The sequence below is a fragment of the Eubacterium multiforme genome (genome assembly GCF_030813415.1).
GTDB lineage: Bacteria > Bacillota > Clostridia > Clostridiales > Clostridiaceae > Clostridium > Clostridium multiforme.
On sequence record NZ_JAUSUF010000001.1, the window covers coordinates 331,152 to 347,038 of the forward strand.

A 15,887-nucleotide genomic window follows, 5' to 3' on the forward strand; every position below is an offset into this window, starting at 1 on the left:
AAAACACTTAGAAAGATTATTTCATTTCTAAGTGTTTTTCTTCTAATATATCATTTATATTATTTTCTTCTATATTATTTTTAGAATCTATCTCTTCTTCTTTTTCTTCTAATTTAATATATTTCTTCCAATTAGTATATATATAATATAGGTTAACAACATCTTGCTCATTATAAAGAAGGATTTTCTCTATCTTTTCCTTTGGCATTCTTTTTATATAATCATTATCCTTCATAACCTTATGAAAAGTTTTAGCCAAATTAGATCCGCTAATAACCTCCCCTTGCCTATCAATATCAAAAATCTTTTCTAATTTTTTAAGACCTATAGAAGTTTTCATTTCCTTTTCATATGACTTTTGAATATCTATTGAAAAAAATTCCTCTTTAAAGTCATATACTATATTATTTTTATTGAATAAGTAGTTTATTACTGTAAAATCATTATTACCTGAAAATGTTGATATAGCTTTTTTACCTTGTTTTTTCATATCTATAAAATAATTTAGAGCTAAAGTTAAAATATCTTTACTTTCTTTTTTGTTTTCTATCATATATTGAGTTACATGAAGTATTTTTCTTTCCTTATTATATATACATGCCCCAAATACACCTATGCACTTAGGTTTTTTGTACACATAATGTTCTAAATCAAAAAATATTATATCTTCTGGTAAAACTTTATATTCATTTTCTAAAAATTCTTCTTCTTCTAAACTATCTACAGGTATAATGTTTTCTTTTATAATCACAGTATCACTCTTTCTTACTCAAATTGTATATCACCTACATTAAGATTATACGTTACATCTTTTCTTTCTACAATAACATTTATTCTTTCTGACAACTCTTTATCAGCTATTATTTGTTTTAAAAGCTCCTTTGTTGGATTCATACAATATGGATTCCCTACTTTACTAAGCATTGTATAATCTCCTGCAGTATCTCCATATGCATAACTTTCTTCTAAATCTAAATTATACTTTTCTTGTAATTCTTTAATTGCCTTTTCCTTGCTTTCACTATCCCACATAGGTATTACATCACCAGTATATTTATTATTTTCATCTAAAGTATATTTTGCACCTCTAAAATCATTAAATCCATATTTTGATGACATCTCTTTTACTAATTCTATTGGAGAACCTGAAACTGTAATTAAAATATGACCTTGTTCTTTGTGCCATTTTATTCTGTCTCTTGTAAAGGTATATACTCTATCACCTTTTTGCTCTATGACTCTCTTAGCTATAAATTCTATTTGATCGTTCTTTAATCCTTTTATAGCCTCCATATATATATCAATCATTTTTAATAAATATGTATCATAATCACCTTGTCGTCTATCCCATTTTTCAAAATCTTTTCTAACATCATTGTACCATTTTTCTGGTTCAATTATTTCATATTTAATCATTTTTTTGAAAACTTCAGTAATTAACCCTTCTCTATATAAAGTTCCATCAATATCAAAAAATGCTGCAATATTTTTCTCCATAAAAATTCACCCTACCTTCTTTTGTAATTAACTTTTCTTTATATTATAACCATAAAAATTTTTTTTGCAAAACAATTCTACAATTCTCTACTTCAAATTTAATTCTTCCTTTATATACTCTAAAAAATTTTATATATATTATTTTCACATTAAACATTGACTTCTAAATTCATATAGTGCTATTATAATTGTATAAATATGATAATGATTTTCATTGTGAGGTGTTAAATAAATGGAATTAGTAAAATTAAAACCTGGCGAACATGGTGTTATAAATACCATTTGCGGTGATGCTAAATTAGCTAAAAGATTATTAGCTTTAGGTTGCATTGAAGGTACTGAAATAACACTAAAAAGAGTAGCTCCTCTAGGGGATCCCTTAATAGTAAATTTTAGAGGCTTTGATTTAGCAATAAGAAAAAAAGATGCGAAAAATATTTTACTAACTTAGGAGGAAATATAAATGACAACAATTGCTTTACTTGGTAATCCAAACGTTGGTAAAACAACTCTTTTTAATGCATTAACTGGTTCAAAACAATATGTTGGTAATTGGCCTGGTGTTACTGTTGAAAAAAAAGAAGGTTACTACAAAGATATAAAAATAGTAGATTTACCTGGAATTTATGCAATGGATACTTTTTCTCATGAAGAAAAAGTTGCAAAAAATTTCTTAGAAAATGGCGATGTGGACATTATACTTAATATTGTTGATGGTTCTAATTTAGATAGAAATTTATATTTAACTACTCAACTTAAACACTTTAATAAACCAATAATTCTTGCTATTAATATGATTGATGTTGTTCATAGCAAAGGCTATGAAATTGATTATAAAAAGCTTTCAGAAGAATTTGGAGTTACTGTTATTCCTATTATGGCTTCAAAGGGCAAGGGTATTGATTTAATAAAAGATGTATTAGAAAATAAAAACTTTACTAATACTAAAGATAATTCAGAATTTGATTTTAAAGATGAAAAAGAAGCTTATACTTATATTGAAAAAGTAGTTCATGAATGTATGCAAATAAAAGATGCAAATAAGAAGAATTTAACGGAAAAATTAGATAAAATTTTCTTAAATCCATTTTTAGCTTATCCATTATTTATTTTAATAATGGCATTTATGTTTCAGTTTACATTTTCATGGGTTGGACAACCTATATCAGATTTGCTAGATGGCTTATTAAATGATAATTTTATTCCTTGGATGCACACAGTTTTAAGTAGTGCTTCACCTTGGTTCCAGTCATTATTAATTGACGGTATCATAAGTGGTGTAGGTGGTATATTAGTTCTTTTACCTGTAATACTTGCATTGTTTATTTGCATAACTTTCTTAGAAGATAGTGGATATATGGCAAGAGTTGCATTTTTAATGGACAAACTTATGAGAAAAATGGGACTTTCAGGAAAAGCATTTATTCCAATGATTGTAGGATTTGGATGTACAGTTCCTGCAATTATGTCTGCAAGAACACTTGAAAGTGAAAAGGACAGAAAGCTAACGGCTCTACTTGTTCCTTTAATGTCTTGTAATGCTAGGCTTCCTGTTTATGCATTATTTGCTTCAGTATTTTTTACTAAGCATAGAGGGTTAGTTGTTGCTTCACTTTATTTATTAGGTGTTGTAGTAGCATTTTTACTTGGTATTTTATTTAAGAATACTATTTTCAAAAAGGATGAAGAACCTTTTATAATAGAACTTCCAAATTATAAATTACCTCAAGTAAAATCACTTTTAAAACAAACTTTTGATAAAGGTAAAGGCTTTTTAAAGAAAGCTGGTACAATTATTTTTGCTATGAGCGTTCTAATTTGGTTTTTATCAAACTTTAATTTACAAGGAATGGTTGAAAATATTGATGAAAGTTTATTAGCTTCAATTGGTTCATTTATTGCTCCAATTTTTGCTCCACTTGGTTTTGGTAACTGGCAATCATCAGTATCTTTATTAAGTGGCTTACTTGCAAAGGAAACTGTTGTTTCTACAATGGAAGTAATATTTAGCGGTGATTTAAAAGTTATTTTACCTCACTTCTTTACATCAATTTCAGCATATTCATTTTTAATATTTACTTTACTTTATGTTCCTTGTATTTCAGCTGTAGGTACTATGAAGAAAGAATATGGAACTAAATTAACAGTTTTTTCAGTTTGTTATCAACTTGTACTTGCTTGGGTTGTTGCTTTTATATTCTATAACTTGGCTTCATTATTTTAAAGACGAAGGTGATAATATGGAAATTATAATAACAGCAGGTATTGTAGTATTAGCTGCATTTATAATATATAAAAATGTTAAGAAATCCTCTAGTGGACAATGCAATTGTGGTTCTTGTAACAAGAATTGTCCTTCTAGAAAATTAAATATAAAAAAATAAAAAATACCAGTAGATTAAAATCTACTGGTATTTTTTATTTTGCTTTATAATTTATCTACTATATCTTCATGGTTTTCTTTAAATCTATCTACAATCTTATCATAATAGATCTTTATTGTTGCCATTGTTGGTGATGCAAGAAGCATTCCTATTGCTCCAAAGAATCCTCCTCCAATTGTTACTCCAAGTACAACCCAAAATGGTCCTATACCAACCTTTCCACTTACAAGTTTAGGTTCTAAGTACCAAGCATCAAATTGTTGAAGTAATAGTAAGAAAATAAATACTCCAAGTGCTTTCCATGGAGATACAAATATTGCAACGGTACAACAAACAACATCTCCAACAAATGGTCCAAAATAAGGTATCATATTTGTAAAGCCTACTACTATTGCAAGTAATACTGCATAAGGAACCTTTAGTATTATTAGTCCAACTAATGCTATAAGCCCAATTATCAATGAATCTAAGGCTTTAATACCTATATAAGCTCCTATCATATGGTTATATGTTCTACCTAAATTTAATAACCATTTTCCTTTTTTCTCACCTATTATCATAGCTATTAATAACTTTACTTGTTTTATAAATCTTTCTTTATCAGCTAATATATATATTGATATTAAAAAACCAAAACCAGTCATTATTATATCTGTTGTTATTGTTAATAAAGAGCCTGCTGCCCCTTCTAATAATGTTACAGCAATAGCACCTACTTTTGTTGATACTGATGTTAATGTATGCAGTACACCAGCTTCTTTCATTATTTCATAGAATTTATCATTTTGTAGTGCAGAGTTAATCCAACCTTGTGCTGTACTAATATAATTTGGAATTTCCTTTGCAATTGATATTATACTATCTATTACACTTGGAATCACATATATACCTATAACAACTAATATTCCAAGAAAAATTATATATGTTGCAGCAACTGCTAATCCACGCTTTAATTTAAGTCTTTTTTCAAATAATTTCATTATAGGATTTAAAACGTAAGCAAAAACAAAAGCATATATAAATGGTGTAAGAACATTCATAAACTTCTTTATTATGGATAAATATACTGGATAATTATCAACAACTTTATAAACAATAAAAACTATTAAAGCCCAAATTAAAATATCTTTATATTTTATATTCTTATCAAATTTCAATTTTTTCACCACCCTCAAATTTTACTTTTAGTTATATTATACATTAATTTTTTCAATATTCTATGATGACACAAAAAAATACTAGAAAGTTAACTTTCTAGTATTTTTCATAATTATTTTTACATTTTTTCTACAACATCTATTCCTAATAAGCCTAAGCCATTTTTAATTACTTGTAAGCTTGATTTAACTAAGCTAAGTCTTGCTTTCTTAAGTTCTTCATCCTCTAAGTTTAATACTGAATGTGCATTATAGAACTTATTAAATAACTTAGCAACTTCTACAACATATCTAGTTACAACTGATGGCTCATATTTTTCAGTTGCTAAATGAATACTCTTTCTAAAACCTTCTATAGCTTTAATTAATTCAAATTCTTCCTTTGAATCTAACTTACTGTAATCTATATTTGTAAGTTCAATATCCTTAGCTTTTTCTAATATACTATTTCCTCTTGCATATGAATATTGAACATATGGTCCAGTTTCTCCTTCAAATGAAAGTATTTCCTTCCAATCAAAGATAATATCTTTTTCCCTTGAATTCTTAAGGTAAGTAAATACTACTGCACCAATACCAATCTTCTTAGCTACTTCTTCTTTGTTTTCTAAATCTGGATTCTTCTCATTTATAATTTCTAATGTTTTAGCAATAGCTTCATGTAATAAATCATCTAATAATATAACTTTACCTTTTCTTGTTGACATTCCACCATCTGGGAACTTAACTAATCCAAAGCCTACATGAACACAGTTCTTTGCCCAATCTTTTCCTGCAAGTTCTAATACTTTAAAGAATTGTTTAAAGTGTAGAGCTTGAGGTGTTCCAACTACATATATTGACTTATCAAAATCATATGTGTTCTTTCTGTAATTTGCAGCTGCTAAATCTCTTGTTGCATATATAGTAGCTCCATCACCTTTTAATATAATACAAGGTGGCATATTATATTCATCAAGCATAACAACTTGAGCTCCATTACTTTCTGTAAGTAAGTTTTTATCTCTTAATTCATCAATAATAACTTGCATTTTATCATTATAGAATGCTTCTCCAGCTAGTGAATCAAATTTAATTCCTAAAAGATCATAAACTCTATTAAATTCCTTTAAGCTTAAATCTCTAAATCTCTTCCATAATGCTGTTTCTTCTGGTTCACCATCTTCAAGTCTCTTAAAGTGTAATCTTCCTTCATCTATTAATGATGGATCTTTTTCAGCTTCCTCATGGAATTTAACGTATATTCTTAATAATTCTCCTATTGGATCCTTTTCTAAAGCTTCTTCATCTACCCATCTATCATAAGCTGCTATAAGCTTACCAAATTGAGTACCCCAGTCTCCTAAGTGATTTATACCAACTACATTATATCCTTCCTCTTTGAATAGTTTATAAAGAGAATTACCTATAGCTGTTGTACAAAGGTGACCAACGTGGAAAGGCTTAGCTATATTTGGTGATGAATACTCAACACATACAGTTTTACCTTCACCAATATTTGATGAACCATATTTATCTCCTTCTTTAAGAACATCTTCTATAGTGTTTTTTGTAAAAGTAGTCTTATCTACAAAGAAATTTACATATGGTCCTAAGTTTGTTATCTTTTCAAATCCATCTTTGTTTAATTTTGATGCTAACTCTTCAGCTATCATATTTGGAGCTTTTCTTAAAACTTTTGCTAATTGAAAGCAAGGAAAAGCGTAATCACCCATTTCTGATTTTGGTGGTATTTCTATAAGTTTTTTAATATCTTCTACATTTAAATCAACATTTTGTTTTATTAATTCTGCAATGATTTGTTTATAATCCATTAATTATTCCTCCTTAATTTTCTCCGTAAAATATAAAAAAACCGCCTCTTATTTAAAAATAAGAGACGGAATACTATCAATTAGTTTTCCGCGGTACCACTCTACTTGCATAAAGAAATGCCACTCTTTTTTGGTAACGCAAATGATTAAAATTTGCGGCGATCCCTACTCATTTCAGGTGCTTCTCCAAGGTTCTCTTCAAATAATCTATCTACAAGGCTTCCACCAAAATCCCCTGCTCTCTCTAAGAATCAATTATTCTACTCTCCTTTTCATAGAATTTATATTTTACTTTCTTTCATACATTATACATAGTTTTTTGCATGAATGTCAACAAATAGTTAAATATTCTTATTTCTAACACAAGCCTTAAAAATGTTGTATAATAATAACAATACATATATAAATTTAATTTATTATTTAAGGAGTTTGTTATGAAAAGAATTGGTGTTATTGAAATAGGTGCTAACTCAGTTACTCTAACCTTAAATGAAGTAGAGGAAGATGGATATTTTAGGCCAATTGATGAACTAAATACATCTATAAGACTTTGCCAAGATTTAGTGGATGGAACTGAAATATCAAGTGAAAAACTTAATATAGCACTATCAACTTTAAGAGTTTTTAAATCAATGTGTCAAGTATCTGGTGCTAAAAAAATTATAGCAATTGCTACAGAAACTTTTAGGAGGGCTTCAAATAGTCAATACCTTTTAAATTTAATAAAAGAAGAATTAGGTATAGATGTTAATATATTAACTGTAGATAAGGAAATATATTATAATTTTCTAGGTATATCAAACACACTATATTTTGATAATTCTTTAATGGTTGATATAGAAGGAACTGTAACTAATTTAGCCTGGATTAAAGATGGAGAAATAAAAGCCCTTCACTCTCTTCCTGTAGGAACATTAAATTTAACTTCTGAATTTAATCTACAAGATAGAATATTAAGAGAAGATATTGAAAATGCTAACATTGAAATAAATAATGCAATAGCAGAATGTAGTTGGCTTTTAGAGGGAGATTTTGATTCAATTATAGGAGTAGGTGGAACAATAAAAGCTCTTGGAAGAATTGATAGAATCAAAAAACGTTATCCCTTCGATATAGAACATAATTATACATTAAATGATATGGATGTTCATGAGATATATAATTTATTAAAATGTAAAAGCTTAAAGCAACGTCATCAAATTAGGGGACTTCCTTATGAACGTGCAGATATAATTGTAGCTGGCCTTTGTATTTTTCAAAACTTACTTAAAACTACAAATATAAGAAATATAATTACATCTTCAAGTGGTTTAAGAGATGGAATTATGTATGAATATATTAAGGAAAATTATGATTATGAAAAAGATATGCTAATTTTTAGTATTAAAGGTATAATGAATAAACTTAACATTAATAAAGGACATGCTAAACATGTTTATGAAATTTCAAAAATACTTTTTGAAGACTTAAAGCCTCTCCATAAGTTAAATGATTCTTATAAAAGAATTATAAGAACATCATCACTACTTCATGATTGTGGTATAAGTATAGATTATTATAATCATCATAAACATAGTTTTTATGTAATATTAAATTCATGTATAAATGGATTAACTCATAAAGAATTAATATTGAGTGCAGCTGTAGCAGCTTGTCATAGAAATAATAGATATCACATACCTCTTCCTCAATATAGTTCAATATTAAATAGAATTGATGCTAAGTCAATAGAATACCTTGGATCTATTCTAAAAATAGCAGAAGGACTTGATAGAAGTTTAGAAGGTGCAGTTAAAGAGATAGAGACTGTTATAGATGAAGATAATGTTAGAATATATCTTAAATCTCCATTAACTTTAGAACTTGAAATACGCCAAGCAATGAGAAGTGCTTGCTCCTTTAAAGAAACCTTTAATAAAAATTTAATTATAGAAAAAATAGATTGATATATTAAAGCAGTTAGTTTAAATAAAAAACTAACTGCTTTTTTTAAAATATCATTCCAAAAAATGATCCTACTATTTTAAAGAAAAATCTAAATATAAAGTTTGATGGTATTTGTATTATTGGTCCACCAACTACTATTATTAAAATAAAAATTAAAAATTGATACTTATAAATTGAATCAGATATTTTATAAAAATGTTTAGGACTTAAATCTTTAAGTATACTAAACCCATCTAATCCTGGAAGTGGTAATAAATTAAATACAAATAAATTTATATTTAATATTACTATCCATTTTGATATTACTAAAAGTACTGAAAATAATGCTCCATTTAAAATTTCATATCCACCTAACAAATATACAGCAACATATAATATCATCCCTACAAAGGCAACAATTAAGTTTGCTAATGGTCCTGCAAGACTTACCTTTAAATCATCTTTATAATAGTTTTTAAAAGCTCTTGGATTTACCTGTACTGGCTTTGCCCATCCTATTCCACAAAATAATATTAATAAGGTTCCAATTGGGTCTAAGTGATTAATAGGATTTAAATTTAATCTACCTTGAAACCTTGGTGTTTTATCCCCTAACTTGTCTGCCATTTTTGCATGAGCAAATTCATGGAAAGTAAATCCAATTAATATGGCAGGAAGCATAAGTAATTTCCCAAGTATAAAATTCATCTATAAATTCTCCTTTTATTTATTTTAAAGTATTATAACACAAAACACAGTTTGAAAAAACAAACTGTGTTTTATTATATTATTTATTTTCTTTATTATTTTCTTCTTTTGAAGTTTCTTCCTTTGGATTCTCTGGTTTTGGATTTTCAGGTTTTACTTCTGGTTTTGGTTTAACAGGTTTTGGTTTATTTACTTTATCATCATTTGAACCTGTACTAGTATTTTCTTTACCTGAACTATGTGAGGTATTTCCTCCATTTGAACTATTTGATTCAGTTTTATTTACACCTGCACCAGTATTAGTTTTCTTCTTTCTAACTGGTGGAATATAACCTTCATCATCTTTATCAGCCTTTAATGGACCATTATCCTTAATATGCTCTTCATTTTGATTCATATAGCCTGCAAGTTTATCTTTCCACTTAGCAATGCTATAACTCTTTGCTGTAGGTTTTATATCATCAAATATAAAATCTTTCATCATTTTAGAATTTTGTTCTTTATCTACAATAAGAACCCATCCTTTAGTCTTATAAAGACCTCCCCAAGAAATATCCTCACTTACTGGAATTCTTAATTGTTCAAATTTTAAACTTGGAAATTTAGAAACAGTATAAGCATAATTTAAAATCATAGCTGGTTCTATATTAGTTTTTACATATGGTAATAAATCTGACATAACAGATGGATATTTAAGAACACTTAAATCTTTAAATTTTTGTGTAACTAAATCTATAACTCTTCTTTGTCTTTCAGTTCTTTCGTAGTCTCCATCACCAGTTTTTCTTATTCTTGCATAAGCTAAAGCTTGTTGACCATCTAAATGTTGCATTCCTGGTTTAGTTATCTTTGGAGATTTATCTTTTTCATACTCTCCAATAAATTTATTTAGTTCTTTTATTTCATATTGATGAATATCAACATCAATACCACCAACTTGGTCTATTATTGACTGGAATCCCTTAAAATTAACCATTACATATTTATTTAATGTTAAATCAAAATTATCTTTAATAGTTTGCATTAATAAATCTGGTCCACCAAAAGCAAGAGCTGCATTAATCTTTTGCTCTCCATGACCTGGTATGTTAACTAAAGTATCTCTCATTATTGAAGTTAATTTTAGCTTTTTATGATTACTATCTATTGTAGCAATAATTATAGCATCTGCTCTAGCTGCTTCATCAACTTTACGTGCATCTGTTCCTATTAATAATATATTCGTAATACCCGGTTGTTCTTTATAATCTACATTCTGTGTACTTGGACTATCCTTATAAACTTTTCCTCTTATATACATATAAGTGCCCCCAGCTCCTACTATAATAAGAAGGAGTAAAGTTAACACAGAAATTAAAGCTTTTTTCTTTTTTGACATTTTTCTTTTTTTAATTTCTCTTCCCTTTTTATCATTTCCCTTATTTTGCATTTTTTACCTCCCTAATGTTATTAAGAAACTAACCCTAATAACACCCTCTTCCAAAATAAATTAACGTAAATTTTAGTATAACAATTCTATTATAATAAATAATTTAAAGTTATACCAGTATATTTAGCCTTAAAATTCTTACATTTTAATTAAACTTTATTAATATTATTCAATAAATTTCTTTATTTTGTGTTATTTTTTATCTTTTTATGTATATGATATAATTATATAAAATATTATTTTTTGGAGGAAAATCATGAAAAATAAGATATTAACCCTATTAAAAAATAATACTGGTTATATCTCCGGAGAAGACATAAGTGAATATTTAGGAGTTTCTAGAAATTCTATTTGGAAACATATTAATAAGTTAAAAGAGGAAGGCTACATTATTGATGCAGTTAGAAATAAAGGATATAAATTAATAAAAAGTCCTGACCTTCTAGACTATCCTTCTGTAAATGAATTTTTAAAAACAAAAGTTTTAGGTAGAAAATTTTATTACTTTAAAGAAATTAATTCAACAAATACATTAGCTAAAGAAATAGCTAAAGAAGAAAATTCAAATGGCGCCATTATAACAGCAGAAGTTCAAACTAATGGTACTGGAAGATTTAAACGTATCTGGCACTCTCCAAAGGGAGGTATATGGACTTCCTTAATACTAAAGCCAAATCTTTCTCCAAACTATGCAAATAAAATTACATTAATTGCAGCAGCTTCAGTATTTAAAACTTTAAAGGATTTAAACATAGAAAGTAAAATCAAGTGGCCAAATGACATTTACGTTAATAACAAAAAACTTTGTGGAATACTAACACTTATGAATTGTGATATGGATACTATAAATTATATTATAGTTGGAATTGGTATGAATATAAATATTCCTAAAGAAGAATTTGCAAGTGATTTAAATAATGCTACTTCCCTATTAATAGAAAGTGGGAAAAACTATAATCGTGGAGAAATCTTAGCTTTATTTTTAAACCACTTTGAAAAACTTTATGATGACTTTTTACAAACTAATAATTTATTAGAAGTTATAAATATATGTAGAGATAATTCTCTATTAAAAAACACAAAAGCAAAACTAATAACACCAATGGGAGAAGAAGATGTAATATGCCTTGGTATAGATGATGAAGGTGAACTTATAATTGAAGATACCAATGGAGAAATAAAAAAGGTTTTAAGTGGAGAATTAACCTTTAAAAATTAATATATAAATAATACAAAATACCCAATAGCCTATAGGCTACTGGGTATTTTTTTATAATAATTCTATTCCATATTCTTCACAGATTTTTTCATTCTTTTCATCCCAAACAGATGCTTGAACTTCTCCAACATGAGCTTTTCTTAAGAAATACATACATATTCTTGATTGTCCAATTCCTCCTCCAACTGTATATGGAAGTTTTCCATTTAATAATTCACTATGGAATTTTAATTCTTTTCTTTCTACACAATTAGCTTCTTCTAATTGTTTTGCTAAAGATTCTTCATCAACTCTTATACCCATTGATGATAATTCTATTGCGCTATCTAAAACTGGATTCCAGAATAAAATATCTCCATTTAATTCCCAATCATCATAATCTGGTGCTCTTCCATCATGCTTTTCTCCAGAAGCTAAAGTCTTTCCTATTTGCATTATGAAAACTGCCCCTTTGTCTTTACATATTGCATTTTCTCTTTCCTTTGGAGTTAAATCCTTATACATATCCTCAAGTTCTTGAGATGTTATAAAGAATATTTCCTCTGGTAATTCTTCTTCTATATTTATTAGATTTTCTTTAACATATTTTTCTGTATCTTTAAATACACTATATATTTTTGAAACTATACCTTTTAAGAATTCTAAGTTTCTATCTGCTTTATTTATTATAAGTTCCCAATCCCATTGGTCAACATAAATAGAATGTAAATTATCAAGTTCTTCATCCCTTCTAATTGCATTCATATCTGCATATAAACCCTTTCCTACTGGAAATTTATATCTATGTAAACTCATTCTTTTCCATTTTGCAAGAGAATGAACAATCTCTACATTTTCTTTAGATGCTAAAACATCAAACTTAACTGGTCTTTCAACACCATTTAAATTATCATTTAATCCTGACTTAGAATCTACAAAAAGTGGTGCTGATACTCTTACTAAATTTAATTTTTCAGCTAAATTCTTTTCAAAATAATCCTTTATAGCTTTAATATAAATTTCTGTTTCAATTAATGTTGATTTGCTTTTATATCCTTCTGGAATAATAATACCGTCTAATTTCATAAATAGCCCTCCTTAAATTTAATTATTATTATATACAAAAAATCAAAAAAAATAAAGTATTCTTTTAAAATAAAGAATACTTTTTTGTCATTTTTTAAATGTGACACTGATTTAAATGTAATTTCAATATTTCAGCTGATTTTTTCAATCTAGTTTCTTCATCTTCTGATAATGGTATTTCTATTATTTCTTTTGCACCTGTTCTATTAACTATAGTTGGTATTGCTAAATACATATCATCTATACCATATTGTCCTTCAAATAAAGAACCTACTGTTAATATACTATTTTCATCTCTAAATATAGCCTCTACAATTCTATTAACTGCAAGTGCCACTGCAAAATATGTTGCTTTTTTTCTGTTTATTATTTCATATGCAGCATTTTTTACATCTTCTTCAATTACCTTTTTTATTTCTCCATCCCAGGCAAGGTCTGTTTGCTCTGCATAAAGATCAAAACTTTCTCCACCTATTCTTCCATTACTCCAAGTAACAACTTCACTATCTCCATGTTCTCCAATAACATATGAATGAATATTATTGTTATTTACATTAAAATACTTTCCAAGAACATATTTTAATCTTGAAGTATCTAAAACTGTACCTGAACCAATAACCTTTTCCTTAGGAAATCCAGATAACTTATAAGTTATATAAGTTAATACATCAACTGGGTTTGAAACAACCAATAGTATTGCCTTTGGACTTAATTTAGCTATTTCAGGAATAAACCCTTTAAATATTTCATAATTTTTACCTATTACATCTAATCTAGTTTCCCCTTCTTTAGGTCCAACTCCAGCTGTAATTATTACTATATCAGAATTTTTAGTTTCTTCTAATGATCCTGCATATATATTTACAGGTTTTACAAAGGATGTTCCATGAACTAAATCCATAACTTCTCCCATAGCCTTATCCATATTTATATCATATACACAAATCTCTGTTGCTATTCCACTATTCATTAAAGCATAAGCTGTTGTTGCTCCTACAAACCCTGCTCCAATTATTGATACTTTTCTTTTTCCTTCAACTAACATATATACTGTGCCTCCCCACTTAAATATTTAATTTAAGTTTACCCATATTTTTAAAATTTTATTATGGAAATTATTATACTATAATCGATAATTGATTTCAATTAATTCCTAGTAAAATAATCGGATATTTTGTTATTTTATTATGAATAAATTTAGTATATAATTATTAGTATACTTAAATTACTTAGGAGGATGTCTTAATGAAACTATTATTTTTCGATACAGAAACAACAAGTATAAGACCTGGCCACATATGCCAGTTAAGTTATATAACTGTTGATACATCTACTAAACCTCAAAGAACTACTGGGAAAAACTTCTTTTTTGCCGTTGATGAAATGGATCCTAATGCTGAAGCAGTTCATGGATTTTCATTAGAAAAATTATATGAATTATCAAATGGAATGTATTTTGAAGATTCTGTTTCTGAATTTGTTGATGACTTTTTAGATGCAGACTTTGTAATAGGACATAATGTTAACTTTGATGTTAAGTTTATGCATAGTGAACTTTTATTTTTAGGTGCTAATTATGAACCTAAGAGAACTTTCTGCACTATGGATTATTATAGAGACGTATGCAAGATACTAAAACCTAATGGTACTTATAAAAACCCTAAGCTTGAGGAAGTTGTAAACTACTTAAATATTACAAAGGAACAAATAGAATCTAAAGCTAAGGATTTATTTGGAGGCACTGGCAACTATCATGATGCTAGATTTGATACTGCTGCAACTTATTTAGTAGTTATTGAAGGCTTAAAAAGAAAAATCATTCCTCATGGATATTTTTCAAACATTATAAAAAGATAATTTATATTTTTATAATATGTTAATATCAAAATGAAAAGAGGCTGCTAAAAAAATACAATATATTTTTTTAGCAGCCTCTTTTTTATAAGTAATTTTTATTTATCGATTATTTTTTTGTATTCTTTTATTTTTTCCTTATCCATAGCTTCAGTTCCTTCTAAAGGATATTTAATTCCCATTTTTTCATATTTATTTACACCTAGAAGATGGTAAGGCAAAAGTTCAACCTTCTCTACATTATCTATAGTTTCTATAAACTTCTTTACTTCTTTAATGTGCTCTATTCCATCTGTAAGTCCTGGCACAACTACATGTCTTATCCACATTTTAGTTTTATTTCTTTTCATAGCTTCAAGAAAAATTAAAGATTCATCTATATTAACTAATGTAACATTTTTATAACCTTCCCTTGTTACATCTTTTATATCAAAAAGAACTAAGTCAGTATATTTTAATATTTCATCATAATCTCCAAGTCCAAAACCTGAAGTATCTATACAAGTATTAATACCTTCTTTTTTACATAACTTTAAAGCCTCTAATAAAAATTCTGGCTGCCTTAAAGGTTCTCCACCAGAAAAGGTTACTCCGCCATTAGAAGTATTAAAATACGCTTTATATCTTTTTAACTTATTCACTAATTGTTCTGGTGTATACTCTTCTCCTTCACCATATTCCCACGTATCTGGATTATGGCAATACTTACATCTTAAAGAACAGCCCTGCAAGAAAACAACAACCCTTATTCCTGGTCCATCAACAAGTCCCATTGTTTCCATTGAATGAATTCTCCCTGTAGTCATAGTATATATCCTCCTAATTTACAACTTA

Annotated in this window: 15 protein-coding genes and 1 other annotated feature; of the genes, 6 read left to right on the forward strand and 9 right to left on the reverse strand. The window is 27.4% G+C overall.

All coding sequences use genetic code 11. The annotated features are described in order from the left end of the window. Window positions 1-16 precede the first annotated feature (16 nt). The gene (locus tag J2S18_RS01530) at window positions 17-751 is read right to left on the reverse strand and encodes a ribonuclease H-like domain-containing protein (protein WP_307482342.1); all 735 of its coding nucleotides are present in this window, start codon (window positions 749-751) and stop codon (window positions 17-19) included. A 14-nt stretch (window positions 752-765) separates the two neighbouring features. After that, a complete protein-coding gene (locus tag J2S18_RS01535; protein ID WP_307482344.1) occupies window positions 766-1,497 on the reverse strand; it encodes an HAD-IB family hydrolase in 732 nt (243 codons plus the stop codon). A 232-nt stretch (window positions 1,498-1,729) separates the two neighbouring features. Between J2S18_RS01535 and J2S18_RS01540 the strand changes: the two genes are divergently transcribed. Genes J2S18_RS01540 through J2S18_RS01550 form a run of 3 tightly spaced genes read left to right on the forward strand, consistent with a single transcriptional unit; the run spans window position 1,730 to window position 3,881 of the window. After that, on the forward strand, window positions 1,730-1,948 hold the full coding sequence (locus tag J2S18_RS01540; protein ID WP_307482347.1) for a FeoA family protein: 219 nt from the start codon (window positions 1,730-1,732) through the stop codon (window positions 1,946-1,948). Between the two features lie 12 nt (window positions 1,949-1,960). Next, on the forward strand, window positions 1,961-3,721 hold the full coding sequence (gene feoB, locus J2S18_RS01545) for a ferrous iron transport protein B (RefSeq protein WP_307482350.1): 1,761 nt from the start codon (window positions 1,961-1,963) through the stop codon (window positions 3,719-3,721). 16 nt (window positions 3,722-3,737) lie between these two features. Then, window positions 3,738-3,881 carry a FeoB-associated Cys-rich membrane protein gene (locus J2S18_RS01550; protein ID WP_307482352.1) on the forward strand — a complete coding sequence of 48 codons (144 nt, stop codon included), beginning with the start codon at window positions 3,738-3,740 and terminating at the stop codon, window positions 3,879-3,881. Between the two features lie 44 nt (window positions 3,882-3,925). Here J2S18_RS01550 and J2S18_RS01555 read toward each other — a convergent pair whose 3' ends face one another. Beyond that, window positions 3,926-5,047: an AI-2E family transporter gene (locus tag J2S18_RS01555; RefSeq protein WP_370873733.1), complete on the reverse strand. Its 1,122-nt coding sequence runs from the start codon at window positions 5,045-5,047 to the stop codon at window positions 3,926-3,928. A 110-nt stretch (window positions 5,048-5,157) separates the two neighbouring features. Then, window positions 5,158-6,852: an arginine--tRNA ligase gene (gene argS / locus J2S18_RS01560; RefSeq protein ID WP_307482357.1), complete on the reverse strand. Its 1,695-nt coding sequence runs from the start codon at window positions 6,850-6,852 to the stop codon at window positions 5,158-5,160. Window positions 6,853-6,910: 58 nt separating this feature from the next. Beyond that, window positions 6,911-7,137, reverse strand: a binding site (T-box leader). 149 nt (window positions 7,138-7,286) lie between these two features. Between argS and J2S18_RS01565 the strand changes: the two genes are divergently transcribed. Next, window positions 7,287-8,798, forward strand: coding sequence for a Ppx/GppA phosphatase family protein (locus J2S18_RS01565; RefSeq protein WP_307482359.1), 1,512 nt, complete (start codon window positions 7,287-7,289; stop codon window positions 8,796-8,798). A 43-nt stretch (window positions 8,799-8,841) separates the two neighbouring features. Here J2S18_RS01565 and J2S18_RS01570 read toward each other — a convergent pair whose 3' ends face one another. Both J2S18_RS01570 and J2S18_RS01575 read right to left on the reverse strand, forming a co-directional pair. After that, window positions 8,842-9,486 carry a site-2 protease family protein gene (locus tag J2S18_RS01570; protein WP_307482361.1) on the reverse strand — a complete coding sequence of 215 codons (645 nt, stop codon included), beginning with the start codon at window positions 9,484-9,486 and terminating at the stop codon, window positions 8,842-8,844. A gap of 79 nt (window positions 9,487-9,565) precedes the next feature. Continuing rightward, window positions 9,566-10,915 (reverse strand): LCP family protein, encoded by a 1,350-nt coding sequence (locus tag J2S18_RS01575; protein ID WP_307482362.1) that lies wholly within the window; start codon window positions 10,913-10,915, stop codon window positions 9,566-9,568. Window positions 10,916-11,171: 256 nt separating this feature from the next. Here J2S18_RS01575 and J2S18_RS01580 point away from each other — a divergent pair, with 256 nt between their 5' ends. Beyond that, window positions 11,172-12,134, forward strand: coding sequence for a biotin--[acetyl-CoA-carboxylase] ligase (locus J2S18_RS01580; protein WP_307482365.1), 963 nt, complete (start codon window positions 11,172-11,174; stop codon window positions 12,132-12,134). Window positions 12,135-12,185: 51 nt separating this feature from the next. Here J2S18_RS01580 and asnA read toward each other — a convergent pair whose 3' ends face one another. After that, window positions 12,186-13,199, reverse strand: a complete 1,014-nt coding sequence (asnA, locus tag J2S18_RS01585; RefSeq protein WP_307482368.1) for an aspartate--ammonia ligase — start codon at window positions 13,197-13,199, stop codon at window positions 12,186-12,188. Window positions 13,200-13,293: 94 nt separating this feature from the next. After that, on the reverse strand, window positions 13,294-14,244 hold the full coding sequence (locus J2S18_RS01590) for an L-lactate dehydrogenase (RefSeq protein ID WP_307482370.1): 951 nt from the start codon (window positions 14,242-14,244) through the stop codon (window positions 13,294-13,296). Between the two features lie 200 nt (window positions 14,245-14,444). Between J2S18_RS01590 and J2S18_RS01595 the strand changes: the two genes are divergently transcribed. After that, the gene (locus J2S18_RS01595; RefSeq protein ID WP_307482373.1) at window positions 14,445-15,056 is read left to right on the forward strand and encodes a 3'-5' exonuclease; all 612 of its coding nucleotides are present in this window, start codon (window positions 14,445-14,447) and stop codon (window positions 15,054-15,056) included. A 95-nt stretch (window positions 15,057-15,151) separates the two neighbouring features. On the opposite strand, the gene pflA is transcribed toward J2S18_RS01595, so the two are convergent. Further along, window positions 15,152-15,859, reverse strand: coding sequence for a pyruvate formate-lyase-activating protein (gene pflA / locus J2S18_RS01600; protein WP_307482375.1), 708 nt, complete (start codon window positions 15,857-15,859; stop codon window positions 15,152-15,154). Window positions 15,860-15,887 lie beyond the last annotated feature (28 nt).